Genomic DNA, 26,098 nt, shown 5'->3' on the forward strand with positions numbered 1-26,098 from the left:
GCTTCAAGACTCCAGGTCATGCCGGTTGACCCGGTCTTCCAGACGATTTTGAAAATGCGCCAGGATGCTCGCCAGTACCCAGTAGATCAGAGCGGCGGACAGATACATGGTGAAAATTTCGAAGGTACGCGCCGACACCAGTTGCGCCTGGCGAAACAGCTCCGGCACCTGAATGGTGGCGGCCAGCGCCGTGTCCTTGACCAGCGAAATAAAGCTGTTGCCCAGCGGCGGCAGCGCGGTGCGCATCGCCTGCGGCAGGATGGCCCGGCGCAGGGTCTGCGCGCGGGTCATGCCGATACTGGCAGCGGCCTCCCACTGGCCACGCTCGATAGACGCGATGGCGGCCCGCAGGATTTCACACGCGTAGGCGGCCATGTTCAGCGAAAAGCCGATCATGGCTGCCGGGATCGGATCCAGCTCGATGCCCACTTGCGGCAAGCCGTAGTAGATCAAAAACAGCTGTACCAGCAAGGGCGTGCCGCGAAAGAACGACACATAGACACGGGCAGTCCAGCTCAGCAGCTTGAAGCGCGACAGACGCATCAAGGCCAGGCCGAAGCCCAGCAGCAAGCCGAAGAACATGCCGCCAAGGCTGAGAATCACCGTGTAATACGCACCCTTGAGCAGAAAGGGCGCGGAGTCCAGCGCGAGTTGGAAACCTGCTTCCATTATTGAGTGACGTCAGCGTTGAAGTACTTCTCGGACAGCTTCTTCAAGGTGCCATCGGCGCGCAGCTTGTCGAGGGCCTTGTTCACCGCTTCCAGCAATTCAGGCTCGCCTTTGCGCAGCGCGATACCGGCTTCCTGGCGGGAGAAGGCATCGCCTGCAGCGGCGGTGTCCGGGGCTTTCTTGGCGTATTCCAGGGCGGCCAGGCGGTCGATCAGAATCGCGTCGATACGGCCGATGCGCAGGTCCTGGAACTTGGTCGGATCATCGTTATAGGTCTTGATGATGGCTTTGGGTTGGTTGTCCTTGAGCCATTGCTCGTAGTTGGTGCCCAGGCCCACACCAACTTTTTTGCCGGCCAGGTCGTCGGCGGTCTTGATGGTGTCAACGTTCTTCTTCAGCACCAGCGCCTGGATACCGGAAACGGTGTAAGGCGTGGAGAAATCGTACTTCTTCTTGCGCTCTTCAGAGATGGTCACTTGGTTGACCACTGCGTCCAGGCGCTTGGATTCCAGGGCGGCGAGGATGCCATCCCATGGCGTGGCCTGCAGCTTGACCTTGACGCCCAGCTCCTTGGCCAGCGCTTCGGACAGCTCGACTTCGAAACCGCTGAGCTTGCCGCTTTCATCGACGAAGCTGAACGGCGGATAGGTGCCTTCCAGGCCGATTTTGATCTCGCCGACCTTTTTGATGTTGCCCAGTTGCTCGCCGGCAACGGCCTGGCCCAGCAGGCTGGCACCGAGAGCCAAACCCAAAGTACCGACCAGCAAAGTGCGACGGAATGCGGAAATAGTCATGAAGAGCCCCTGTGTTTTTATGTTGAGCGAAGCAGGTGACGCGGTAGTCGTATCCTGCCTTAAAGCGCGAAGCGCGTCTTCGCCTTCGGCGCGATGATAAAGCCCGGTTTTAAGACTTGAAAATAATATAAAACTCAATTGATATTCTTTTTATGAATATGCGTTGAGTCTAATGTGGTAAGGGGCTTGCCCCCGATAGCGGTGTATCAGTAACAGATGAGCTGGCTGACACTCCGCTATCGGGGGCAGGCCCCCTTCCACATTTAGCCCGCGTTTATTCAGTTGAAAACCGAGTCATAGGCAAACAACGCCGGTGCCCCACCGGTATGCAGGAAAATAATCGGGCCATCTTCAAAGCGCTGGCGCCCGATACCGTCCAGCAAGCCGGCCATGGCCTTGCCAGTGTAGACCGGGTCCAGCAGCAGGCCTTCCTGGCTCGCCAATAGCTTGACCGCCGAAAGGGTCCCGGCGTTCGGTTCGCCATAACGTGGGCCGAAGTATTCGTCCCACAGGATCACCTTGAAGGCTTCGGGGATATCCACGCCGAGCAACTCGGCAGTGCGTTCGGCCAGGCCCTGTACTTTGGGGCGCTGGGCTTCGTCGGTGCGCGATACGGTGACGCCGACTACCGGTAAGTTCGGCAGTACTTCACTCAACGCCAAGGCCAGGCCGCTGTGGGTGCCCGCACTGCCGGACGCCAGTACCACGGCGGCGAATTCGATGCCGCTGTCTTCGATCTGCGCGGCCAGTTCCAGCCCGGCGCGCACATAACCTAAGGCGCCGAGGGCATTGGAGCCGCCGATGGGCACCAGGTACGGCTTCTTGCCGTTGCTGCGCAGGCGATCGGCGAGGGCGTTGAGTTGGTCGTCGACGTTATCGAGGTTTTCCACCAATTCCACCTTGGCGTCGAACAGCTCCAGCAGCAGGCGATTGCCGTTGCCCAGGTAGTTGGGGTCTTCGGTACCGGTGGGGTTTTCCAGCAGGGCCACGCAGCCTAGGCCGAGCTTGGCGGCAAGGGCGGCAGTCTGGCGTACGTGGTTGGACTGGATGGCACCGGCGGTCACCAGGGTGTCGGCCCCCTGAGCGATGGCGTCGGCGGCCAGATATTCGAGTTTGCGCAGTTTGTTGCCGCCCATCGCCAGTGGCGTGGTGTCGTCGCGCTTGACGTAGATGTCCCGTCCCAACCAGGTCGACAACCGTTCGAGTTTTTCCAGGGCGGTGGCACCGCCGAGCAGGTCCAGGCGGTTAAAACGGTCGAGCTGTTGCTTGATCATGGCTACGCACGGTGGCTAAGGGATGAAGCGACTATAGGCAGGCACTTTTCATCGGGCAACCGTCAATCGCTTATGCCCGATGGTTCTTAGCATCACACCATTGGTTCTTAATGGCGGCCAGGGTGCATACCGTAAAGTGATGGCCATTACGTCAGGAGTAAATACTGTGAGTGAGCGTTCCAGTCATTGGCAATTGCAGACCATTGTCAGCCAGTTGCGCGGCGCCCGGGACCAGTGGCGAACGCGCAATGGCCGCTTGAGCGGCGAGCATGGCGGACGCGAATTGCCGTCCCGAGAAGCCGTTGCACAAATCCTCGAAGCGCTGTGCGGCGCGCTGTTCCCGATGCGCTTGGGGCCGGCGGATTTGCGTGAAGAAAGTGAAGATTTTTACGTCGGTCATACCCTCGACGTCGCGCTCAATGCGTTGCTCGCTCAGGCGCGTCTTGAGCTGCGTTATGCCGCGCGACAGGGCGGGCAGGATGACAGCCAGATCGATGCCCACGCCATCCGCCTGATCCAGGGTTTTGCCCTGGCCTTGCCGTCTCTGCGAAGCCTGCTGGACACCGACGTACTCGCCGCTTACCACGGCGACCCGGCCGCGCGCAGTGTGGATGAAGTGTTGCTGTGCTATCCGGGGATCCTGGCGGTGATTCACCACCGTCTGGCCCACCACTTGTACCGCGCCGGCTTGCCGCTGCTGGCGCGGATCATTGCGGAAATCGCCCACTCGGCCACCGGCATCGACATCCACCCCGGCGCGCAGATCGGCCCGAGCTTCTTTATCGACCATGGGACCGGTGTGGTCATTGGTGAAACCGCGATCATCGGCGAGCGGGTGCGCATCTACCAGGCCGTGACGTTGGGCGCCAAGCGCTTCCCGGCAGATGAAGATGGGCAGTTGCAGAAAGGCCATCCGCGTCACCCGATCGTCGAGGATGATGTGGTGATCTACGCCGGGGCGACGATCCTCGGGCGGATCACCATCGGCAAGGGCTCGACCATTGGCGGTAATGTGTGGCTGACGCGCAGTGTGCCGGCTGAGGCGAACATTACTCAGGCGAATCTGCAGCATGATGACGGGGCGCAGAAGTAAAACCTTACGCAGATCCCCTGTGGGAGGGGGCTTGCTCCCGATAGCGCGTGTCAGTTGGTACATTCATTGACTGATATGCCGCCATCGGGAGCAAGCCCCCTCCCACATTGTTAGCCTCACTCCAGATTTACCCCGCAATCGCTGAACGATTTGCCTCTCGCACCCGTCATACCAATCCTTGAGCTAGTGTAGGAATAACCGACCACTCAGCCCTGCGATTAGTCCAAAACCGCCTATCCATGTTTAACTTGAATGTTCGTTCAAGTTAAACCCGGTGGTTCGCTGCCCGCTCACAACAGGAGGCTTACCTTTGCTGAGTCCGTTATTTACAGCCACATGCTCCAACCTCGGGGTGCATCGCTCATGAGTGCATCGTCCACCCCAGCCAGCGGCCAAGTGCGCATGAATGCGCCGGTTTTCTACTTCGCCGCGACCTTCATCCTGCTGTTCGGCATCACTGTCATCGCTATCCCGCAACAGGCCGGTGCCTGGTTGCTGGCAGCGCAAAACTGGGCGGCCAATACGGTCGGCTGGTACTACATGCTGGCGATGACCCTGTATCTGGTCTTCGTGGTGGTCACCGCGCTATCGGGCTACGGCAAGATAAAACTCGGTGCCGACCACGACGAGCCCGAATTCAGTTATCTGTCCTGGGCCGGCATGCTGTTCGCCGCAGGGATCAGCATTACGCTGTTCTTCTTCTGCGTCTCCGAGCCGCTGACGCACTTGGTGCAGCCGCCCCAAGGCGCGCCGATGAACGCCGATGCCGCGCGCCAAGCCATGCAGATTCTGTTTCTGCACTGGGGCCTGCACGGTTGGGGTGTGTTTGCGTTTGTCGGCATGGCGCTGGCGTATTTCGCCTACCGGCATAACCTGCCACTGGCGTTGCGTTCGGCGCTGTACCCGCTGATCGGTAAGCGCATCAACGGCCCTATCGGCTACGCGGTGGATGGCTTCGGCATCATTGCCACGGTGTTTGGTCTTGGCGCCGACATGGGCTTCGGCGTGCTGCACCTAAACTCCGGCCTCGACTACTTGTTTGGCATTGCCCACACCCAGTGGATTCAGGTCGGTTTGATCACCCTGATGATGGGCGCGGCGATCCTTGTTGCAGTGGCCGGCGTCGATAAGGGCGTGCGGGTGATGTCCGACATCAACATGCTGCTGGCCTGCGCGCTGCTGCTGTTTGTGTTGTTTGCCGGGCCTACCCAGCACTTGCTCAACACCTTGATCCAGAACATCGGTGACTACCTCGGCGCGCTGCCGACCAAGAGTTTCGACGTCTACGCCTACGACAAGCCGAGCGACTGGCTGGGCGGTTGGACGGTGTTCTACTGGGCCTGGTGGATCGCATGGTCACCGTTCGTGGGCCTGTTTATCGCGCGGATTTCCCGTGGCCGCACCATCCGCGAATTCGTGTTCGGCGTGCTGCTGATCCCGCTGGGCTTTACCCTGGCGTGGATGTCGATCTTCGGCAACAGCGCCATCGACCAAGTGCTCAACCACGGCATGACCGCGCTCGGCCAGTCGGCCATCGATGACCCGTCGATGAGCCTCTACCTGCTGCTGGAAACCTATCCGTGGAGCAAAACCGTTATCGCGGTGACCGTGTTTATCAGCTTCGTGTTCTTCGTCACCTCGGCGGATTCGGGCACGGTAGTTTTGTCGACGCTGTCGTCCAAAGGCGGCAACGCCGATGAAGACGGGCCGAAATGGCTGCGGGTGTTCTGGGGTGCGATGACCGCGCTGGTCACCAGTGCGTTGCTGTTTGCTGGCAGTATCGACTCGCTGAAATCGGCGGTGGTGCTGACCTCGCTGCCGTTCTCACTGATTTTGTTGCTGATGATGTGGGGGCTGCACAAGGCTTTCTATCTGGAGTCGCAAAAGCAGATCGCCCAGTTGCATTCCTTGGCGCCGATCTCGGCTTCGCGTAAAGGCAAGGGCGGCTGGCGCCAGCGCTTGAGCCAGGCGGTGCATTTCCCATCGCGCGATGAGGTGTACCGCTTCCTTGAATCGACGGTGCGCCCGGCGATTGAAGAAGTGACGGCGGTGTTTGTCGAGAAGGGACTTTCGGTGGTCACCCAACCGGATCCATCCAACGACAGCGTGAGCCTGGAAATCGGCCATGGCGAGGAGCATCCGTTCATCTACCAGGTGCAAATGCGCGGCTACTTCACGCCGTCGTTTGCCCGTGGCGGCATGGGCTCCAAAGAGATCAACAACCGCCGCTATTACCGGGCGGAAGTGCACTTGAGTGAGGGCAGCCAGGACTACGACCTGGTGGGCTACACCAAGGAGCAGATCATCAACGACATCCTCGACCAGTACGAGCGGCACCTGCAGTTCCTGCACCTGGTGCGCTAGGTTTTGCGCAGGCCGGCGGTGACGTTGGGCTTGCGTGAAATTGCAGTTTTTTATGAGTCTTATCGTTCCTCTGGCGTAGGACTTTGCTGTACAACGAAAGGGCAGACTTAAGCGATTCAGCTGGTTAAAAGGCCTGGGAATAACCTTATTCCCAGGCCTTATTTGCCCTAGACCCAGAGAGGATTCGATGACGTACATTGCTGCCGAAAACCGCTATGAATCTATTCCGTATCGCCGCGTAGGCCGAAGTGGATTGGTGCTGCCTGCACTGTCCCTAGGGCTGTGGCACAACTTTGGCGACAGCACCCCGATCGACACCCAGCGCGCCCTGTTGCGCACGGCGTTCGACCTGGGTATCAACCACTTCGACCTGGCTAATAACTACGGCCCGCCTTACGGCAGCGCCGAGATCAATTTCGGTCGTTTGCTGCGTGAAGACTTCAAGCAGTACCGCGACGAATTGATTATCTCCAGCAAGGCCGGTTGGGACATGTGGCCCGGCCCTTACGGCCAGGGCGGCGGTTCGCGCAAATACGTGCTGGCCAGCCTGGACCAAAGCCTGCAGCGCCTGGGCGTCGACTATGTGGATATTTTCTACTCCCACCGCTTTGACGCCGACACCCCGCTTGAAGAAACCGCCAGCGCCCTCGCCACCGCCGTGCAACAAGGCAAGGCGTTGTACATCGGCATTTCGTCGTATTCCGGCGTGAAGACTCGCGAAATCGCTGCGCTGCTCAAGGAGTGGAAGGTACCGCTGCTGATCCACCAGCCGGCCTACAACCTGCTCAACCGCTGGGTGGAAAAAGACCTGCTCGACACCACCGAGGAACTCGGCGCCGGCGTGATCGCTTTTACGCCACTGGCTCAGGGTTTGTTGACCGACAAGTACCTCAACGGTGTGCCGGCTGATGCACGGGTCAATCGCCCGGGCGGTGGTTCGTTGCAGGCCAAGCACTTGTCCGACGCCAACATCGCCCATGTGCGTGCGCTGAACGAAATCGCCCAGCGCCGTGGTCAGAGCCTGGCGCAGCTGGCACTGGCGTGGACGCTGCGTGATCCACGGGTCACCAGTGCGCTGATCGGCGCGAGCCGGCCGGAGCAGATTATCGAGAACGTCGGAGCGTTGAAGAACTTGAGCTTCACTGCGGAAGAACTGGCGGAGATTGATCGGTTTGCGCAGGAAGGCGGGATAAACCTGTGGGAAAAGCCATCGACCGCTGAATAATTTGGTATGACTCGGTCAATGTAGGAGGGGGCAAGCCCCCTCCCACATTTGATGTGCTGTGTGGTTTAGAACGGCACGTCCCCAAGAATCGTCGCCCGATGCATCACCCGCCGCTGCGGCCGGTAGTCATCCACCGCGTAATGCTGGGTCACGCGGTTGTCCCAGAACGCCACGTCGTTCTCCTGCCAGCGCCAGCGGATAGTGAATTCGGGGCGCGTCGCGTGGGCGAATAACAGCTTAAGAATCGCCTCGCTTTCCGCCGGTTCCAGTTCATTGATCCTGGTCGTGAACCCGTCGCTGACAAACAGCGACTTGCGTCCACTCACCGGGTGAGTACGCACCACCGGGTGGGACAGCGGCGGGTTCTTCTTACGGGTTTCTTCCCAGCGCAACAGGTCTTCGGCGGTGTTGCCGAAGCGCTCCAGCGGAAAAGACTTGGTGAAATCGTGGGTGGCGGTGAGGCCGTTGAGCAACGCCTTAAACGGCTCGGACAACGCCTCATACGCCGCAATACCACTGGCCCACAACGTGTCGCCACCAAACGCCGGCAGCAGCTTGGCGCTAAGCACCGCGCCGAGCGCCGGGGTGGGCAGGAAGGTCACGTCGGTGTGCCACACGGCGTTGTCGCGTACGTCGGTGACGGCGGTGTCGAGGATCAGCACTTCGGGCTGTTCCGGCACGTTGGGGTAGATCGGGTGGATGTGCAGGTCGCCGAAGTTCGCCGCGAACCGCGCCTGTTGCTGCGGGGTGATCGGCTGGTCACGGAAGAACAGCACCGAGTGGCGGAGTAACGCCTGCTCGATGGCATCGCGGTGTTCGGCGCTCAGCGGCTGGGTAATATCGACGCCACTGATCTGGGCGCCCAAGGCAGTGCTCAATGGGGTAACGGTCAGGCTGCTCATGCGGTTCTCACTCAATGTGCCTGGCCATGCCAAGGCACTAACTTACGCTGCAGGGCACGCAGGCCCATTTCCATGGCGAAGGCGATCAGAGCGATCACCAGGATCCCCAGCACCACCACATCGGTGACCAGGAACTGCGCCGCCGACTGCACCATAAAGCCCAGGCCGCTTGTGGCGGCGATCAGCTCGGCAGCGACCAAGGTCGACCAGCCCACACCCAGTCCGATGCGCACGCCGGTGAGGATGTCAGGCAGGGCGCTTGGCAGGATCACATGGCGAATCAGCTGGGCGCGGGTGGCGCCCAACGACTGCGCGGCGCGCAATTTGGCCGGGTCGACGGTGCGTACGCCGGTCGCGGTGGCGATGGCAATCGGTGCGAAGATCGCGAGGTAAATCAGCAGCACTTTAGACAGCTCACCGATGCCGCACCAAATCACAATCAGCGGCAGGTAGGCCAAAGGTGGAATCGGTCGGTAGAACTCGATCAGCGGGTCGAGAATGCCTCGGGCAATGCGATTGGAACCGATGGCGATGCCCACCGGCACGGCGGTCAGCACCGCGAAGCCCAGGCCCAGGCCGATACGGCTGAGGCTTGCGCCCAGGTGTTGCCACAGAGTGGAGTCCATATAGCCCGTGGTCGCGAGCAACCAGCCTTTTTGCAGCACGGCGGACGGCGGTGGCAGGAGCAGCGGTTCGATCAAACCGGTGGCGGTCACCCCCCACCAAATTGCCAGGAGCGCGGCCAGTGTCAGCAGGCTGATCCAGCGTGTGCTTAAGCTGCGGCGCACCGCAATGACCGCGTGCGTCACCGGCTTGGCGGCGGTGGCGGGAAGTTCGTAGCTGCTCATGCGGACACCTGCCGTTGGGAGAACACTTTGCCCAGCACGTGTTCGCGGGTCTCGATAAAGCGCGGGTCGGACTTGATCGCCCGCGCCGACTCACCCGCCGCATAGCGTTGGCCGAAGTCCAGGTGCAGGCGTTCCACGATCTGGCCTGGGTTGGGCGCCAGCAGGATCAAATCAGTGGCGAGGAATACGGCTTCTTCGATGTCATGGGTAATCAGGAACACAGGCTTGGCCGTGCGGCGCCAGACTTGCAGCAACAACTCCTGCATCTGTTCGCGGGTGAAGGCATCGAGGGCGCCGAAGGGTTCGTCCATCAGCAGCACACGCGGGTCTGCCGCCAAGGCGCGCGCCAGGCCGACGCGTTGCTTCTGGCCGCCGGAGAGCTGCCAGATACGGCGGCTGTCGAAACCCGCCAGGTCCACCAGCGCGAGCATTTCCCTGGCACGTACTTCACGTTGGGCCTTGGGTATGCCGGCCAATTCGAGGCCGAAGCCGACATTGGCCAACACATCCTGCCAGGGCAGCAACGCATCGTCCTGGAACACCACGCCACGCTCGGCGCTGGGGCCTTTGACCGGCACGCCATCAAGGGTAATGCGCCCGGCAGAAGGTTCGACAAAACCGGCAATCAGGTTCAACAGCGAGGTCTTGCCACTGCCGGACGGCCCGAGGGCCACCAGCAATTGCTGGGGCCCAAGGTCGAGTGAAATATCCGCCAGTACCGGTTCCGGGGCGCCTGGGTACTGTGCGCTGATGCGCTCCAGTTGTAGCAAGGCCATCGCGATGAACTCCTCAGTTAGTAATGAACTTGGCGCTGACGTAAGGCGCGTAGTCCGGCAGCACGGCGTCGACCTTGCCTTGTTCCTTGAGGAACGCAGCCGTATCGGTCACGGCCTTGGTAGTCGGGGCGCCCAGCAGGGTCACTTGGTCAGCGGCCAGCGGGTAGACGTTGCCTTGCAACAACAGCGGGATATCGCTGGCCTTAGCGCCGGATAGCTTCACCAGCTTGTCGACGTTGCCTTTGTCGGCGAGCCAGGCTTGTGGGTCTTTGCGGTAGGCGGCGTAGGCATCCAGAGTGACTTTGGCGAAGGCCGTGACGATTTCCGGGTGCTTCTCGGCAAAATCCTTACGCACGATCCACGCATCGAACGTTGGCGCGCCGAACTTGGCCAGCTCGCCAGAGGTGATCAGCACTTTGCCGTTCTCCTTGGCCACACCCAACGCGGGATCCCACACGTAGGTGGCGTCGATATCACCGCGCTTCCAGGCGGCGATGATCGCCGGTGGCGCGAGGTTGAGGATGGTCACTTTCGACGGGTCGATGTTCCAGTGCTTGAGTGCGGCCAACAGGCTGTAGTGGCCAGTGGAGACGAAGGGCACGGCGATCTTTTTGCCGATCAGGTCCTGGGGGCTGTTGATCCCCGAACCGGTGCGTGCCACCAGGGCTTCGGCACCGCCAATCTGGGTGGCGACGAGGAAGGTTTCCACTGGCACTTTGCGGGTGATCGCCGCGGTCAGCGGGCTGGAACCGAGGTAGCCGATCTGCACGTCACCGGAGGCGATGGCGGCAATGATGTCGGCGCCATTGTCGAATTTGCGCCAATCAATTTTGGCGTTGGTGGCTTTTTCATACGCGCCGTCGGCCTGGGCGACTTTGGCCGGATCCACGGTGGTCTGGTAAGCGATGGTCACATCCGCCGCCTGGGCAAACAGGCTGGCACCGGCCAGGGACAACGCCGCCAAGAGGCGCAGGGGGGTTAAAAGTTTCAAGGGGAAGCTCCTCAATCAGGCGGCCGAGGGTCGGCGTGAGAGGAGACTAAATGATCTAAGAATCCGAAAATAAATAACATTTTCGAATTAGCTTATGTGGGGAAAGGTTGAAGCAAGTCTTGAGCTTGATGAGGGCAAATGTGGGAGGGGGCTTGCGCCCGATGGCGGTAGCTCAGCCACTGATGGGTGACTGACGCTCTGCTATCGGGGGCAAGCCCCCTCCCACATTTTGAGCCGGGTCGGCTTCAGTTAGTTACTGATGGCGAGAATGCTGGCCTGGTACGACCCCACAAACACATCAAAATCGCCCACTTCGTTCTGCTCCAGTTCCGCCTGTTGCGCCAGCGATTTGCGCGCCAGGTCCTCAAAGCGCGCCTGCTCTTCTGCGGGCAACGGCTCACGGCGGAAATACTCGGCATGCAACTCGCTCTGATGCAGGGAGAACTGCGCGAAACTCTCTTTGCGCTCGGCCATCGCGGCCAGTACCTGCGCTGAAGGGGTCAGCGATGGGTCGTTGACCTTAGCAAGCTGGGCGTCCAGCGCCTGGCTGTGCTCGCTGATGCCATGGCTCTGATCGAGCAGGGCGGCCAACGGTGCAATCTTCTCCAACAGCTCGGTGGCCCATTCCTTCATGTCCACCGGCGCGCCGTCGCGCTGCAATTGCAGGCCCGGACGGCGACCTTCCTTGACCACGCTGAGGAAGTTGGCGGTGGCATTGCCGCACGCGTTGTTGGCGAACAACGGGCTGTCGTTCAGCGCGCAGTACAGCAGGAACGCGTCGAGGAAGCGCGACTCGGGCAGGTCGATGCCCATCGGCAAGAACGGGTTGATGTCCAGGCAACGCACTTCGATGTACTGAATGCCGCGTGCCACCAGCGCCTGGATTGGTCGTTCACCGGTGTAGGTCACGCGCTTGGGGCGGATGTTGGAGTAGTACTCGTTTTCGATCTGCAGGATGTTGGTGTTGAGCTGTACCCACTCACCGTCCTTGTGCGTGCCGATTTCGACGTAAGGCGCGTAGGGCGTTGCTACCGCCTCACGCAGGCTGTCGGTGTAGCTCGCCAAGTCGTTGTAGCACGGCGTCAGGCCGGCCTGGGCGTTGCTCTGGTAACCCAGGTCACTCATGCGCAGGCTGGTGGCGTAGGGCAGGTAGAGGGTGTCGGCGTCGAGCACTTCCAGCTGGTGCGAGCGACCGCGCAGGAAACCCGCGTCCAGCGCCGGTGAGGCACCGAACAGGTACATCAGCAGCCAGCTGTAACGGCGGAAGTTGCGGATCAGCGCGATGTAAGCCGTGGACTGATAGTCGCGGTCGGTGCCGACGAACCCTTCAGTTTCCTTGAGCAACGGCCACAACTGTTCCGGCAGGGAAAAGTTGTAGTGGATGCCGGCGATGCACTGCATGGTCTTGCCGTAACGCAGGGCCAGGCCCTTGCGGTACACGTACTTGAGCTGTCCGATATTGGAGGTGCCGTAGTAGGCAATCGGAATATCTTCCTCGGCCGGCAACGGACACGGCATCGAGGGGCTCCACAGGTATTCGCTGCCCAGCTTGGTGTAGGCAAAGCGGTGGATCTTGTCCAGGCTGCTCAGGGTATCGGCCGGGTTGGGCAGGGCTGGGGTGATGAACTCCAGCAGCGATTCCGAGTAGTCGGTGGTGATCTGTTCGTGGGTCAACGCGGCGCCCAGGGCTTCCGGGTGCGGCGTTTGCGCCAGGCGACCTTCACCCGTGACACGTAGGCACTCACGCTCGATGCCATGCAGGCACTGCTCTAGCAGGGAGAGGTGTTCGCGCTTGCCGAGCAGAGCCAGGCGGCGGTTGAGAAGTTCGCTCAAGTTGGATTCCTTCACGCGTCAGTCGCCCCAATATGGGGGTGGGCAGGACGGTCTACAAGGGTGAAGTTAAAACTGGCGTGATCGCCTGGTTGTGAGTCGATTTGACCCGCGGTAAAAAAGCCTACTTCACTCCATGAATTGGGCCATAGCGCAGCAGGAAAATTCCGACGCCGTTATCGCAGCGCCGAAATTAACTCAAATCGTGGGTGGTGAGCTATAGGACAGCGAAGGTGCCCTGTGCTTTTGCGACAAGTCGTTCCTCCTGATACACATCGGCTTCGACCACCAGGGTGCGCCGGCCGGCGTGAATCACACGGCTGGTGCACAGCACATCCCCGTCTTCCACGGCGCGGATGTAGTTGATCTTGCACTCGATGGTCGCGCTCTGCTGGTCGAAACCATGGGAACTGGAACAGGCCAGCCCCATGGTGATGTCTACCAGGCTGAAAATCGCCCCGCCATGGAGCTTGCCCGCGCGGTTGCGCAGGTGCGGCTCCAGGGTCAGGGCCACCTCGGCAACGCCTTCTTCCAGGCGTTGCAGGCGGCAGCCGATCAGTTCGCTGAAGGCGCTCTGAGTCAAACCGGCCGGGATTTCCATCAACGTTTCTTCAACTGCTTGGCGTTGGCGAACAGCGAGGCCATGGCATTGTTGCTTGGCGCCGCGGTTGCGGTTTCCTTGCGCGGTTGACTGCTTTCGGAACGGTTCTGCGACTGGCGCGGCGCCGAGCCTGGGCGTGCGCCACGGGCACCGTCGATTTTCTCGCCGGGGGTGTCGCTCATACGCATCGACAGACCAACGCGTTTGCGCGGGATGTCGACTTCCATGACCTTGACCTTGACCACATCACCGGCTTTCACCGCTTCACGTGGGTCTTTAATGAACTTCTCCGAAAGTGCGGAGATATGCACTAAACCATCCTGATGCACGCCGATGTCCACAAACGCGCCAAAGTTGGTCACGTTGGTCACCACACCCTCCAGGATCATGCCCAGCTCCAGGTCCTTGAGGTCTTCGACGCCGTCCTGGAACTCGGCGGTCTTGAACTCAGGACGTGGGTCGCGGCCAGGCTTTTCAAGCTCTTGCAGGATGTCGGTGATGGTCGGTACGCCGAACGTTTCGTCGGTGTACTTCTTCGGGTCCAGGCGCTTGAGGAACGCAGCGTCACCGATCAGCGAACGGATGTCGCGGTCGGTCTCGGCGGCGATGCGTTGCACCAGCGGATACGCTTCCGGGTGAACGGCCGAGGAATCCAGCGGGTTGTCACCGTTCATTACGCGTAGGAAACCGGCGGCTTGCTCGAAGGTTTTCTCGCCCAGTCGAGCGACCTTTTTCAACGCGGCGCGGGTTTTGAACGCGCCGTTTTCGTCTCGGTGAGTGACGATATTCTGCGCCAGCGTGGTGTTCAGGCCGGAGATACGGGCCAACAGCGCGACCGAGGCAGTGTTTACATCCACGCCAACCTTGTTCACGCAGTCTTCCACCACCGCATCCAGGCCACGCGCCAGCTTCAGCTGTGACACGTCGTGCTGGTACTGGCCGACACCGATGGATTTAGGGTCAATCTTCACCAGTTCGGCCAGCGGATCCTGCAGGCGACGGGCAATGGATACCGCGCCACGGATCGACACGTCGAGGTCCGGGAATTCCTTGGAAGCCAGTTCCGACGCCGAGTACACCGAAGCGCCCGCCTCGGAGACCATGACCTTGGTCATCTTCATGGCTGGGTATTTTTTGATCAGTTCGGCGGCAAGCTTGTCGGTTTCACGGCTGGCGGTGCCGTTGCCGATGGCGATCAGGTCCACCGAATGCTTGGCGCACAGGGCGGCCAGAATCGCGAGGGTCTGGTCCCACTTGTTATGCGGCACGTGCGGGTACACGGTGGCGTGGTCCAGCAGCTTGCCGGTGGCATCGACCACGGCCACCTTGCAGCCGGTGCGCAGGCCCGGGTCGAGGCCCAGGGTGGCGCGCGGGCCGGCTGGTGCGGCCAGCAGTAGGTCGTGCAGGTTGTGGGCGAAGACGTTGATCGCTTCGGTTTCGGCGCCGTCGCGCAATTCGCCCAGCAGGTCGGTTTCCAGGTGGGTGTAGAGCTTGACCTTCCAGGTCCAGCGCACTACTTCACCGAGCCACTTATCAGCAGGACGATTCTGATTCTGGATGCCGAATTGTTGACCGATCATGCCTTCGCACGGGTGCATGGTGCCCGGCAGCTCGTCGCCGACTTTGAGTGCGGAGCTGAGAATGCCTTCGTTGCGGCCACGGAAAATCGCCAGTGCACGGTGGGACGGCATGCTCTTGAGCGGTTCGTCGTGTTCGAAGTAATCGCGGAATTTGGCGCCTTCTTCCTCTTTGCCGGCGATGACGCGAGCGCTGATGATGGCTTCCTGCTTGAGGTAGGTACGCAGCTTTTCCAGAAGGCTGGCGTTTTCGGCGAAGCGCTCCATGAGGATGTACTTGGCGCCTTCGAGGGCTGCCTTGACATCGGCAACGCCTTTTTCAGCGTTGACGAAGCGCGCGGCTTCGGTGTCCGGGGTCAGCGACGGGTCGTTGAACAGGCCGTCGGCCAGTTCGCCCAGGCCGGCTTCGAGGGCGATCTGGCCCTTGGTGCGGCGCTTTTGTTTGTAGGGCAGGTAAAGGTCTTCGAGGCGGGTTTTGGTGTCGGCGAGCTTGATGTCGCGCTCAAGCTGCGGGGTCAGCTTGCCCTGTTCCTCGATGCTGGCGAGGATGCTGATACGCCGTTCGTCGAGTTCTCGCAGGTAGCGCAGGCGCTCTTCCAGGTGACGCAGTTGGATGTCGTCGAGGCTGCCTGTCACTTCTTTTCGGTAACGGGCGATGAAGGGCACCGTGGAGCCTTCATCCAGTAGAGCGACGGCCGCTTCGACCTGTTGTGGGCGTACACCGAGTTCCTCGGCGATGCGGCTGTTGATGCTGTCCATAAAACCACCTGAAATTCTTAGAAGCAGCTTGCAGGCCCGGAAAACAAGGCCTTGCGCAGCTGGTTGAGCGGCCCGACTGGCGCCGCTGCCTGGGTCAAGAGGCAGCCTATTGACCCTCGAAATCGGAAAAATCGCGACAAGCGGGTAAAAAAGCTTGGCAGTAAAAAGGTAACGATCTGACGTCGCCCTGTATGAGGGCGCCGCATTATAACCAGCGTTTTGTCCTTGAGGGCTACTGCGCGGGTGGTTGTAGGGCGCGGGTTTGCTGGCAGTTGAGGAAAAATCTGCTAACAATGCACACGGTGCGTATAACGACAGCTACGCCATAATGCGCGCCGAGATAAGAGGAGCATCTAATGAGCAGCACTGCACAAACTGCTGAAGGCGAAAAAATTCTCATCGTTGATGACGATCCAGGGCTGAGCAGCCTGCTGGAGCGTTTCTTCAATTCCAAGGGCTACCGTGCCCGCGCGGTGCCGAACACCGAGCAGATGGATCGCCTCCTGGGGCGCGAAGTATTCAACCTGGTCGTACTTGACCTGATGCTGCCCGGCGAAGATGGCCTGACCGCATGCAAACGCCTGCGCGGCGCGAACAATCAGATTCCAATCATCATGCTCACCGCCAAGGGCGATGAGCTGAGCCGCATCAAGGGCCTTGAACTGGGCGCCGATGACTACCTGGCCAAACCCTTCAATCCGGATGAGTTGATGGCGCGGGTCAAAGCCGTATTGCGCCGTCAGGCACCGCCAGTACCGGGCGCGCCAGGCAGCGAAGACGAAAGCGTTACCTTCGGCGACTACGAACTGTCGCTGGCGACCCGCGAACTCAAGCGCGGCGATGAAGTGCACATGCTCACCACCGGCGAATTCGCCGTGCTCAAGGCGCTGGTGATGAACGCTCGCCAGCCGCTGACACGCGACAAGCTGATGAACCTGGCTCGTGGTCGTGAATGGGACGCCCTGGAGCGCTCCATCGACGTGCAAATTTCCCGTCTGCGCCGGATGATCGAGCCGGACCCTTCCAAGCCACGGTATATCCAGACTGTCTGGGGCGTGGGTTATGTGTTTGTGCCGGATGGCACCGCAACCAAGTGATCGATGATTTGCAGGGCGGGCATCCTGGCGTTTGACTCCATGAGGGTCGACGGGATGCCCGGCGTCTGCAATTCTGCGAGCGCCGCTCGTTCCTGCAAGGTGTCCAGCTTTCATCTATGAAAACCCCGCTGTGGTTCCCACAAAGTTTCTTCTCCCGCACCCTTTGGCTGGTGCTGATCGTCGTTCTGTTTTCCAAAGCGCTCACGCTGGTTTATCTGCTGATGAACGAAGATGTGCTGGTGGATCGACAGTACAGCCACGGTGTGGCTTTGACGCTGCGCGCCTATTGGGCCGCCGATCCCGAGAACCGCGAGAAGATTGCCAAGGCCGCCACTCTGGTGCGCGTGGCGGGGGCGGGTGTGCCGGAGGGCGAGCAACATTGGCCTTACAGCGAGATTTACCAGCGCCAAATGCAGGCCGAACTGGGTGAAGACACCGAAGTACGGCTGCGTATGCATGTGTCTCCTGCATTGTGGGTACGTGCGCCGAGCCTGGGTGAGGACTGGCTGAAAGTGCCGCTGTACCCTCATCCTTTGCGGGGGCAGAAGATCTGGAACGTGCTGGGCTGGTTCTTGGCGATCGGGCTGCTTTCCACAGCATCCGCGTGGATCTTTGTGCGCCAGCTCAACCAACCCCTTAAACGATTGGTGTTCGCCGCCCGGCAATTGGGTCAGGGGCGCAGCGTGCGCCTGCCGGTCAGCGATACACCGAGTGAAATGACCGAGGTGTACGGCGCGTTCAACCAGATGGCGGAGGATGTCGAACAGGCCGGGCGCGAACGCGAGTTGATGCTGGCCGGTGTCTCTCACGACCTGCGCACGCCGCTGACACGCTTGCGACTGTCCCTGGAGTTGATGGACAACCATACCGATCTGACCGACGACATGGTCCGCGATATCGAGGATATGGACGCGATTCTCGATCAGTTTCTGGCGTTTATCCGCGATGGCCGTGATGAGGTGGTTGAGGAAGTCGACCTGACGGATTTGGTGCGCGAGGTGGTTGCGCCCTATAACCAGAACGGCGAACAGGTTCGGATGCGCCTTGAGCCGATCCAGCCGTTTGCGTTGCGACGTGTGTCGATGAAGCGCCTGTTGAACAATTTGATTGGCAACGCCTTGCATCACGCCGGCTCTGATGTGGAAGTGGCGGCGTACGTTTCGGGCGACAGCGCCGCACCTTATGTGGTGCTGAGTGTGATGGACCGTGGCACGGGGATCGACCCGGCGGAACTGGAGGGCATCTTCAACCCGTTTACTCGTGGGGACCGTGCACGCGGTGGCAAAGGCACGGGGCTTGGGCTGGCGATCGTGCGACGAATTGCCTCGATGCATGGTGGCAATGTTGAGTTGCGTAATCGCGAAGGCGGCGGCCTTGAGGCGCGGGTGCGTTTGCCGTTGGGCTTGATGTTGCCCAGAGACGCGGTCTAACAAACAACGCAGATCAAAATGTGGGAGGGGGCTTGCTCCCGATTGCAGTGGGTCAGCTACCAATAAGCTGGCTGATCCACCGCTATCGGGAGCAAGCCCCCTCCCACATTTGGTTTACGTGTGCCACAGACTGCGTTTTATCAGCCCTTGCCCTTGGTCCTGGTCATATTCGGCCCACCATTCTTCTCTAGATGCTGAATGATGATCCCCGCCACATCTTTGCCAGTGGTGGTTTCGATACCTTCCAGGCCCGGGGATGAATTGACTTCCATCACCAGCGGCCCGTGGTTCGAACGCAGGATATCTACCCCCGCCACGGCCAACCCCATCACCTTGGCCGCCCGCAGCGCGGTCATGCGCTCCTCAGGGGTGATCTTGATCAGGCTGGCGCTGCCGCCGCGGTGCAGGTTGGAGCGAAACTCTCCAGGTTTGGCCTGGCGCTTCATTGCCGCAATTACCTTGTCGCCCACCACGAAGCAGCGGATATCCGCACCCCCTGCCTCCTTGATGTATTCCTGCACCATGATGTTCTGCTTGAGGCCCATGAATGCCTCGATCACCGACTCCGCCGCGGTTGCGGTTTCACACAGCACTACGCCAATGCCCTGTGTGCCTTCCAGTACCTTGATTACCAGTGGGGCGCCGTTGACCATCTCGATCAGGTCCGGGATGTCATCGGGTGAGTGGGCAAACCCGGTGACCGGCAGGCCGATCCCCCGGCGCGACAGCAGTTGCAGCGAACGTAATTTGTCCCGCGAGCGCGCAATGGCCACGGACTCGTTCAAGGGGAACACCCCCATCATCTCGAATTGGCGCAGCACCGCGCAGCCATAAAACGTCACCGAAGCGCCGATCCGCGGGATTACGGCATCAAAGCCTTCCAGCGGTTTGCCTCGGTAATGGATCTGCGGCTTGTGGCTGGCAATGTTCATATAGGCACGCAACGTGTCGATCACCACCATTTCGTGGCCACGTTCGGTGCCGGCCTCGACCAGGCGGCGGGTGGAATACAGACGCGGGTTTCGCGACAGCACAGCAATCTTCATGCAGCACCTGGGGCAGAAATAGTAGAGACCGGGAACACCGGCTTGTCTTGAACGTACTTGATGCCGGGGTTGACCACCAACTGGCCGTCAATCAGCGCCTTGGAACCCAACAGCAAGCGGTAACGCATAGCCTTGCGGCAGGCCAGGGTGAACTCCACCCGCCATACCCGATCACCCAACGCCAGGGTGGTGCTGATCACATAGCGCACCTGCGCATGGCCGTTGGAGCTCTTGATGGTTTTCATCGTCACCAGGGGCGCTTCGCAGCGGCGGTGGCGCAGTTGCACAACACTGCCCAGATGTGCGGTGAAGCGCACCCACTTCTCACCGTCGCGCTCAAAGGGTTCGATATCGGTGGCGTGCAGGCTTGAGGTGCTGGCACCTGTGTCGATCTTCGCGCGCAGGCCTGCCACTCCCAAGTCGGGAAGTGCCACCCACTCACGCAGACCCACAACGGTCAAATGGTCAAATGTCTTCAATATGGGTAACCGGTCAATTAGCCCAAGCTTTCGGTGAAACCTCGGCCAGGGCTTTGAATGCGGGCTTGGCGAACCAGTAGCCTTGCATGAGAAATATTCCACAGTCAGACAGAAAGTCTCGCTCTCCGGCACTTTCAATGCCTTCGGCGATGACAGTAACGTTCAACTGCTCACAGATTGTGACAATCCCCCGGACGATCACCTGACGGACACGATCCTGGTCCACATCGCGGATCAGAGCCATGTCGAGTTTGATCAAGTCAGGTTGGAAATCGGCCAGTAGATTCAGCCCCGAATAGCCCGCTCCGAAATCGTCGATGGCGGTCTTGAAGCCGAATTCGCGGTATTCACGCAGAATATTCGTCAAATGGCGATAGTTATCTACATGCTCGCTTTCCAGCGTCTCGAAAATCAGTCTGTTCAGCGGGAAATTGTGCGCGCGAGCCGCCTCCAGGGTGCTGCGGATGCACAACTCCGGACGGTACACGGCGTTGGGCATGAAATTGATGGAAAGATGGGTTTGCATCCCCATGGCTGCTGCGCCGGCAATTGCCTGGGTGCGGCAGCGTTGGTCGAAGCGGTAGCGATTGCTTTCGTTAACCTGGTTCAGCACCGACAACGCGCCTTCGCCTTGTGTACCGCGCACCAAGGCTTCGTGGGCAAAAATCGAATGGTCCCGAAGGTCTACGATAGGCTGGTAGGCAAACGCAAAATCGAAACCCAGGGGCTCGCTTTGCTGGCAGCCTACGCAGCGCTGGTCAGGCGAGGTGAGTGAAGTGGGAAAGTCGGTCACGGCGTATCCTCGCGAAAACAGGGTGCTACCTGGCGTATCTTAGGTGAGCCTTGAGGTTTATGCGTCGAAGGGTTTCAACGGTAAAGTTGCGACATTTTTCAGAGCGAGGAATTCAAGTGGCTCAAAAGCAGGAAGAGGAAGAAAAGGTTCGCCTGGACAAGTGGCTGTGGGCCGCGCGTTTCTATAAAACCCGTGCCCTGGCCAAGGCGGCGATAGAGAGTGGCAAGGTGCACCATCGTGGCGAGCGCTGCAAGCCGGGCAAGGAGCCACGCGTCGGCGATGAGTTTCAGATTCGTACCGGTTTTGATGAAAAGACCATTGTGGTCCAAGCACTTTCCATCGTGCGTCGTGGCGCACCTGAAGCTCAGGCGCTCTACACCGAGACCGACGCTAGCATCGCCAAGCGCGAAAATGCTGCGGCGATGCGCAAGGCGGGGGCTTCAGGCCTGACCACCGATGGTAAGCCGAGCAAGAAGCAACGCCGCGATCTCTTCAAGTTTCGCGGCAGTGGCAGTGATGACTGATTGCGCAGAACCCCAGCCGAATTAGGGAGGGAGCCAGCCCCCTCGCTCATTCGGCCTGCAGCGTTAAGGGGATGTGCGCACGACGCTCAATCCTCCGATCACCGGCAGCTTGCCAAGTAACCCGAAGATCGGTGTTGTCACGTGTAACAAAGCGACCGACACCTTTGCCGCAAACGGCGTGTAATACCCCCAGCCCAACGCCAACAGCGCCAGCAGCACTCCGCCGATGTAATCGTCCTGCCCCCAATGCGCACCTGCCACCAGCCGCGGCATCATAAACAACAGCGCCAGGCCCCAGATCACCAGCACTTGGCTGATGCGCTTGGCGAACACCGTCATGAACATCCCCCAAATCAACAGCACAGACGCATGATCCCCAGGGAAGCTTTGGCTCGAACGGTCCTTCAGCTCCCAGGTCTTCTCCAGGCCAGGAAAGTAATCACTCATCTGAATGGCCCCGCCGATCACCATCGACGGGCTGCTGTGCTGCCAGCCCATCTGTGCCGCAAGTTTGGAAAACAGCATGCGGATAAACAACAGCAGCAACAAAATGCCGACAAAACCTAACAGCGCCTGACGCACCTGCACGGCCTTGAACACCCATTCGCCGCGAACCAGCAGCGACAGCAGGATCACCCCGACCACCGCATCAAACGGTCGCAAACTGGCCACGGCCCAAATGTGCAGCCACGTTGCGTTGGTTGCCAGAGGGTCATTGAGCAGATGAAACAGCCACTCGTCGAAAATCACACAGAGCATCTGGCCCGTGGGCCACAGCCAAAAACACAGCAGCGCGATAGCGAGTAGATTGCACAGAGCCCATCGCCGGAGGTTCCACTTGGCTTGGAACAAACCCGGATTGTTCATAAACTGTCCCTCTTCGCTCTATTTAAACTCTCTGTTTCCAGGAGAAATTCGCACCAAAACGGTGCTAAAGCGTTTAATTCTATAAACCTTGTAATCAATTTGTCATCAATTCAGATACCCAGACCTATGACTGATCTACCGGATACCGACTTCACCCAACGCTTCATCTTCGACGAGAGCGACGCCCGCGGCGAAATGGTTTCGTTGGAACTCAGCTACGCCGAAGTCCTCGCCAAGCACCCCTATCCTGAGCCGGTCGCGCAACTGCTTGGAGAGCTGATGGCCGCTGCGGCGTTGCTGGTCGGCACCATGAAGTTTGACGGTTTGCTAATCCTGCAGGCCCGCTCCGAAGGCCCGATCCCGCTGCTGATGATCGAGTGCTCCAGCGAACGTGAAATCCGCGGCCTGGCCCGTTATGACGCCGACCTGATTGCCCCGGACGCCATGCTGGCGGACCTGATGCCCAACGGCGTCCTGGCGCTCACCGTCGACCCGACCGTAGGCCAGCGTTACCAGGGCATCGTCGACCTCGACGGCGAAACCTTGTCGGATTGCTTCACTAACTATTTCGTGATGTCCCAACAAGTCGGCACCAAGTTCTGGCTCAACGCAGACGGCAAACGCGCCCGTGGCATGCTGTTGCAGCAATTGCCGGCCGACCGCATCAAGGACGACGACGATCGCGCTGAAAGCTGGCGGCACACCATCGCTCTGGCCGACACCCTGAAAGCCGAAGAGCTGCTGGGCTTGAACAACGAAACCATCCTGCATCGCCTCTACCACGAAGAACCTGTGCGCCTGTTCGACGCGCAAACCTTGCGCTTCCATTGCAGTTGCTCCCGCGAGCGTTCGGGTAGCGCATTGGTCAGCCTGGGTCTGGAAGATGCGCAAAATCTGGTGGTGGAACACGGTGGCAATATTGAGATCGACTGCCAGTTCTGCAACCAGCGCTACCTGTTCGATGCTGCCGATGTCACTCAATTGTTCGCTGGCGCAGGCATCGACACGCCATCCGACACCCGCCACTAAAACGTTTAAGCACAGGTAAATCACCTGACAAATGCCGGATTAGAGGTGTTCTGACGGGAGGGCCCTACTCTTTTTGGGCTTTTCTGGCATAATCCGGCCCACTTTTTTCGCGGTAGTAGTGCGCAACTTTCTACTACAAAACGTTTGGAGCACTCGGCCATAGGCCGACGGGGAACCTCATGACGCAAGCCAATAACGCCGTATACACCGATCTGAGTGTTGACGATCTGGTCAAAGAAGCCCTGCAGCGCGGTGAAGGCGTGCTTGCCGATACTGGCGCACTGGTCGTAGAAACCGGTCATCGCACCGGTCGTTCGCCGGTCGACCGTTTCATCGTTGAAGAGCCTTCCACCCAGGACGCTATCGCCTGGGGCCCGATCAACCGCAAGTTCCCGGCCGACAAGTTCGATGCCCTGTGGGCTCGCGTCGAGGCTTTCAACAACGCGCAAGAGCACTTCGTTTCCCACGTTCACGTAGGGGCTGCCGAAGACCACTACCTGGCTGTGAAAATGACCACCCAGACTGCCTGGCAGAACCTGTTCGGTCGTTGCCTGTTCATCAACCCGGCCCAGTACAACCCGGCCGGCCGTGACGAATGGCAAGTGCTCAACGTGGCTAACTTCGAGTGCGTGCCAGAGCGTGATGGCACCAACTCCGACGGTTGCGTGATTCTCAATTTCGCACAGAAAAAAGTACTCATCGCTGGCATGCGTTACGCCGGTGAAATGAAGAAAGCCATGTTCTCGGTGCAGAACTTCCTGCTGCCGGCTTCCGACGTACTGCCGATGCACTGCGCCGCCAACATCGGCGAAGCGGGCGACGTGACCCTGTTTTTCGGCCTGTCCGGCACCGGTAAAACCACCCTGTCGGCCGACGAAAGCCGTTACCTGATCGGTGACGATGAACACGGTTGGGGCGAAGGCGTGGTGTTCAACATCGAAGGCGGTTGCTATGCCAAATGCATCGACCTGTCCGAGAAGAACGAGCCAGTTATCTGGAAAGCCATCAAGCACGGCGCAGTATTGGAAAACGTCGTGATCGACGACGCCAAGCACGCCGACTACGCCGACGTGAGCCTGACCCAGAACAGCCGCGCCGCCTACCCGCTGGAGCACGTTGCCAAACGTTCCGAGAAGAACCTGGGCGGCGAGCCAAACGCAGTGATCTTCCTGACCTGCGACCTGACCGGCGTACTGCCACCAGTGTCTATCCTCAGCGAAGAACAAGCGGCCTACCACTTCCTGTCCGGCTACACCGCATTGGTGGGTTCGACTGAGATGGGGTCGGGTAGCGGCATCAAGTCGACTTTCTCCACCTGCTTCGGCGCGCCATTCTTCCCACGCCCAGCCGGCGAATACGCAGAGCTGCTGATCAAGCGCATCCGCGGCTTCGGCTCCAAGGTCTACCTGGTCAACACCGGCTGGACCGGCGGCGGCTACGGCGTTGGCAAGCGCTTCAACATCCCGACCACTCGCGGTGTGATCGCAGCGATCCAGAGCGGCGCGTTGATCGGTGCTGAAACCGAACACCTCGACACCATCAACCTCGACGTGCCATTGGCCGTACCGGGTGTTGAAACCGGCCTGTTGAACCCACGTAACACCTGGGCTGACAAGGCCGCTTACGATGAAGCCGCGAAGGCGCTGGCTGGTCTGTTCATCGAGAACTTCAAGAAGTTTGAAGTGAGCGATGCGATCAAGGCTGCGGGTCCTAAGTTGTAAGATTCGCGTGTTGTGAAAAAGCCGCCTCTTGTGGGCGGCTTTTTTATGCACGAAAGGTCAGTCGGCGATGTGCAGAACTACTGCTCCGATCAATACCAATACAACCCCCAGCACCTGCACCGCATTGAGCCGCTCCTTGAAAAACACAAACCCCAGAATCGCCGCAATCCCACCTGACAACGTACTGATCACCGTCACCACCGAAACCGACCCCGCCATCGCACCCCATGAAAACGCCGAGAACCCGCCGAGGTTCATCAAGCTCGCGCCGGTCAGCGTCGCACAGTTTTTCAGTGGCGGGATTTTCAGGCCATCTTTGATCTTCAGCACCATCATTACCAGTACGCACACGCCCACCAGATAACCCAACCAAAGCATGGTGATCGGTCCCAACGCGGGTAGCGTGTAGCGGCCTTGCAGCCAGAAACTGGCGCCGTACAACAGTGCGGCGAGCATGGCGTAGGCGATGGATAGGCGGGGGTTGTTGTGGGGTACGCCGTTGTCCTTGTGGATGCTGGAGAGGATCACGCCGATGACGCATAGGGCAATGCAACCGAGTTGTATAAGGCTGATGTGCTCGCCGCTGGCCCAGGACAATAAGGTAGTGACCACGCCGTACGATGTCACCAGTGGTGCAACGATGGCGGCTTTGCCCATGGCGAAGGCTTTGGACAGCGCGAGAGCGCCGGACACGGTGAGCAGCGCGGCTGCGATGCCCAGCAGCCAGGCGCTTAGCGGGGCGTCGAGGGATTTGAAGAGAAAGGTCGGCAACATGACCAGTAGCAAGGTCATGATCAGGAAGCCGAGCGCCTGGCCAAAGTAAACGGCGCGTTTAACGCCGACAGCCCGGGCATTGAGGCCCACGAGGAAATCCGTGCCACCCCAGAGCAGGGCGGCCAGCAGGCCCATTGTTACGTCCATGTATCGTCCTTTCTGAAGACTCAATTTCCTTTAACAGCCCCGCTTGCCGGCAATGGCGACCTCAAGACCGCCATCGCCGGTAAGCGGGGCTCCTACAGGGGGCTGCGTGTTAGCTCAGGTTTTCCAGCGTCTGCGTGTCCCAGCTGTGAGTCTTGATGGCGAGATAGAGCATGCCGATGGTCAGTGGAACCTTGTTGCCGCGCCCCTTGGCCCGACGCTTGAGGAACACATCAAAGACCGGCGGGTTGAAGTAACGATAAGTGTCGTAGTCGCCCAGGTCGAGTGCGAATTCCTGCTCCAGCGCTTCCATCAGTTGCTTGGCTTCACTGCCGTCACAGCCCAGGTCGAAATTGAGTGAGGTTTGCAGGCGGATAGTCTTGTGTTTCGGCAGGCCGATTTCTTCGTGCAGCAGTTGCAGGAGTTGCTGCATGACGGGGTCTTCGGGGAACTCGGGGGCGAGGTTCATGGTGGGGGCACGCAGGAGTGGG

The 26,098-nt window shown here is 59.9% G+C and carries 24 protein-coding genes; 8 read left to right on the top strand and 16 right to left on the bottom strand.

Annotated features, from left to right (window positions below):
• Nucleotides 1-3: 3 nt before the first annotated feature.
• From tcyL to G9Q84_RS22840, 3 genes are all read right to left on the bottom strand, one after another.
• The gene (gene tcyL, locus G9Q84_RS22830; RefSeq protein ID WP_032884921.1) at nucleotides 4-669 is read right to left on the bottom strand and encodes a cystine ABC transporter permease; all 666 of its coding nucleotides are present in this window, start codon (nucleotides 667-669) and stop codon (nucleotides 4-6) included.
• On the bottom strand, nucleotides 669-1,463 hold the full coding sequence (tcyJ, locus tag G9Q84_RS22835; RefSeq protein ID WP_181644141.1) for a cystine ABC transporter substrate-binding protein: 795 nt from the start codon (nucleotides 1,461-1,463) through the stop codon (nucleotides 669-671). The genes tcyL and tcyJ overlap by 1 nt, the downstream gene beginning before the upstream one ends.
• 278 nt (nucleotides 1,464-1,741) lie before the next feature.
• Nucleotides 1,742-2,737 (bottom strand): D-cysteine desulfhydrase, encoded by a 996-nt coding sequence (locus G9Q84_RS22840; RefSeq protein ID WP_032884924.1) that lies wholly within the window; start codon nucleotides 2,735-2,737, stop codon nucleotides 1,742-1,744.
• 166 nt (nucleotides 2,738-2,903) lie between these two features.
• Here G9Q84_RS22840 and epsC point away from each other — a divergent pair, with 166 nt between their 5' ends.
• The 3 genes from epsC to mgrA all read left to right on the top strand — a co-directional run bounded on the left by epsC (nucleotide 2,904) and on the right by mgrA (nucleotide 7,419).
• A complete protein-coding gene (gene epsC / locus G9Q84_RS22845) occupies nucleotides 2,904-3,830 on the top strand; it encodes a serine O-acetyltransferase EpsC (RefSeq protein WP_095186296.1) in 927 nt (308 codons plus the stop codon).
• Between the two features lie 402 nt (nucleotides 3,831-4,232).
• Nucleotides 4,233-6,194, top strand: a complete 1,962-nt coding sequence (gene betT / locus G9Q84_RS22850) for a choline transporter BetT (protein WP_163033287.1) — start codon at nucleotides 4,233-4,235, stop codon at nucleotides 6,192-6,194.
• Between the two features lie 187 nt (nucleotides 6,195-6,381).
• Nucleotides 6,382-7,419, top strand: a complete 1,038-nt coding sequence (gene mgrA, locus G9Q84_RS22855) for an L-glyceraldehyde 3-phosphate reductase (RefSeq protein ID WP_032884927.1) — start codon at nucleotides 6,382-6,384, stop codon at nucleotides 7,417-7,419.
• Nucleotides 7,420-7,484: 65 nt separating this feature from the next.
• Here mgrA and tauD read toward each other — a convergent pair whose 3' ends face one another.
• From tauD to G9Q84_RS22890, 7 genes are all read right to left on the bottom strand, one after another.
• On the bottom strand, nucleotides 7,485-8,321 hold the full coding sequence (gene tauD / locus G9Q84_RS22860; protein WP_181644142.1) for a taurine dioxygenase: 837 nt from the start codon (nucleotides 8,319-8,321) through the stop codon (nucleotides 7,485-7,487).
• Nucleotides 8,322-8,332: 11 nt separating this feature from the next.
• A complete protein-coding gene (gene tauC, locus G9Q84_RS22865; RefSeq protein ID WP_181644143.1) occupies nucleotides 8,333-9,169 on the bottom strand; it encodes a taurine ABC transporter permease TauC in 837 nt (278 codons plus the stop codon).
• A complete protein-coding gene (gene tauB, locus G9Q84_RS22870) occupies nucleotides 9,166-9,945 on the bottom strand; it encodes a taurine ABC transporter ATP-binding subunit (protein ID WP_181644144.1) in 780 nt (259 codons plus the stop codon). The genes tauC and tauB overlap by 4 nt, the downstream gene beginning before the upstream one ends.
• A 13-nt stretch (nucleotides 9,946-9,958) precedes the next feature.
• Nucleotides 9,959-10,936 carry a taurine ABC transporter substrate-binding protein gene (tauA, locus tag G9Q84_RS22875; RefSeq protein WP_122756734.1) on the bottom strand — a complete coding sequence of 326 codons (978 nt, stop codon included), beginning with the start codon at nucleotides 10,934-10,936 and terminating at the stop codon, nucleotides 9,959-9,961.
• Nucleotides 10,937-11,185: 249 nt separating this feature from the next.
• On the bottom strand, nucleotides 11,186-12,769 hold the full coding sequence (gene gshA / locus G9Q84_RS22880; protein ID WP_095186290.1) for a glutamate--cysteine ligase: 1,584 nt from the start codon (nucleotides 12,767-12,769) through the stop codon (nucleotides 11,186-11,188).
• 214 nt (nucleotides 12,770-12,983) lie between these two features.
• Nucleotides 12,984-13,367, bottom strand: coding sequence for a PaaI family thioesterase (locus G9Q84_RS22885; protein ID WP_050442803.1), 384 nt, complete (start codon nucleotides 13,365-13,367; stop codon nucleotides 12,984-12,986).
• Nucleotides 13,367-15,703 (bottom strand): Tex family protein, encoded by a 2,337-nt coding sequence (locus tag G9Q84_RS22890; RefSeq protein ID WP_095186289.1) that lies wholly within the window; start codon nucleotides 15,701-15,703, stop codon nucleotides 13,367-13,369. The genes G9Q84_RS22885 and G9Q84_RS22890 overlap by 1 nt, the downstream gene beginning before the upstream one ends.
• A 356-nt stretch (nucleotides 15,704-16,059) precedes the next feature.
• On the opposite strand from G9Q84_RS22890, the gene ompR reads away from it, so the two are divergent.
• Nucleotides 16,060-16,800 (top strand): osmolarity response regulator transcription factor OmpR, encoded by a 741-nt coding sequence (gene ompR, locus G9Q84_RS22895; protein WP_015373500.1) that lies wholly within the window; start codon nucleotides 16,060-16,062, stop codon nucleotides 16,798-16,800.
• Between the two features lie 116 nt (nucleotides 16,801-16,916).
• Nucleotides 16,917-18,230: an ATP-binding protein gene (locus G9Q84_RS22900; RefSeq protein WP_032884939.1), complete on the top strand. Its 1,314-nt coding sequence runs from the start codon at nucleotides 16,917-16,919 to the stop codon at nucleotides 18,228-18,230.
• Between the two features lie 140 nt (nucleotides 18,231-18,370).
• Here the strand turns inward: G9Q84_RS22900 and rimK are convergent, their stop codons facing one another.
• From rimK to rimA, 3 genes are read right to left on the bottom strand one after another with little or no spacing between them, the layout of a single operon-like run.
• Nucleotides 18,371-19,276, bottom strand: a complete 906-nt coding sequence (gene rimK / locus G9Q84_RS22905; RefSeq protein ID WP_003171022.1) for a 30S ribosomal protein S6--L-glutamate ligase — start codon at nucleotides 19,274-19,276, stop codon at nucleotides 18,371-18,373.
• Nucleotides 19,273-19,755 carry a retropepsin-like aspartic endopeptidase RimB gene (gene rimB / locus G9Q84_RS22910; protein WP_032884940.1) on the bottom strand — a complete coding sequence of 161 codons (483 nt, stop codon included), beginning with the start codon at nucleotides 19,753-19,755 and terminating at the stop codon, nucleotides 19,273-19,275. The genes rimK and rimB overlap by 4 nt, the downstream gene beginning before the upstream one ends.
• Nucleotides 19,756-19,768: 13 nt before the next feature.
• Entirely contained in the window at nucleotides 19,769-20,548 is a 780-nt protein-coding gene (rimA, locus tag G9Q84_RS22915; protein WP_122682160.1) for a S6 modification regulatory phosphodiesterase RimA, read from the bottom strand.
• A 116-nt stretch (nucleotides 20,549-20,664) separates the two neighbouring features.
• Between rimA and G9Q84_RS22920 the strand changes: the two genes are divergently transcribed.
• Nucleotides 20,665-21,072 (top strand): RNA-binding S4 domain-containing protein, encoded by a 408-nt coding sequence (locus tag G9Q84_RS22920; protein WP_032884944.1) that lies wholly within the window; start codon nucleotides 20,665-20,667, stop codon nucleotides 21,070-21,072.
• A gap of 63 nt (nucleotides 21,073-21,135) precedes the next feature.
• Here G9Q84_RS22920 and G9Q84_RS22925 read toward each other — a convergent pair whose 3' ends face one another.
• A complete protein-coding gene (locus tag G9Q84_RS22925) occupies nucleotides 21,136-21,939 on the bottom strand; it encodes a phosphatase PAP2 family protein (protein ID WP_032884946.1) in 804 nt (267 codons plus the stop codon).
• 126 nt (nucleotides 21,940-22,065) lie between these two features.
• Here G9Q84_RS22925 and hslO point away from each other — a divergent pair, with 126 nt between their 5' ends.
• The gene (hslO, locus tag G9Q84_RS22930; protein WP_032884948.1) at nucleotides 22,066-22,968 is read left to right on the top strand and encodes an Hsp33 family molecular chaperone HslO; all 903 of its coding nucleotides are present in this window, start codon (nucleotides 22,066-22,068) and stop codon (nucleotides 22,966-22,968) included.
• A 179-nt stretch (nucleotides 22,969-23,147) separates the two neighbouring features.
• Complete coding sequence (locus tag G9Q84_RS22935; RefSeq protein ID WP_032884949.1) at nucleotides 23,148-24,689, top strand: phosphoenolpyruvate carboxykinase; 1,542 nt, start codon at nucleotides 23,148-23,150, stop codon at nucleotides 24,687-24,689.
• 57 nt (nucleotides 24,690-24,746) lie between these two features.
• Here the strand turns inward: G9Q84_RS22935 and G9Q84_RS22940 are convergent, their stop codons facing one another.
• Entirely contained in the window at nucleotides 24,747-25,610 is an 864-nt protein-coding gene (locus tag G9Q84_RS22940) for a DMT family transporter (RefSeq protein WP_241089509.1), read from the bottom strand.
• A gap of 109 nt (nucleotides 25,611-25,719) precedes the next feature.
• On the bottom strand, nucleotides 25,720-26,076 hold the full coding sequence (locus G9Q84_RS22945; RefSeq protein ID WP_181644145.1) for a DUF1493 family protein: 357 nt from the start codon (nucleotides 26,074-26,076) through the stop codon (nucleotides 25,720-25,722).
• Between the last annotated feature and the right edge of the window lie 22 nt (nucleotides 26,077-26,098).

This window comes from Pseudomonas sivasensis (assembly GCF_013778505.1).
Lineage (GTDB): Bacteria > Pseudomonadota > Gammaproteobacteria > Pseudomonadales > Pseudomonadaceae > Aquipseudomonas > Aquipseudomonas sivasensis.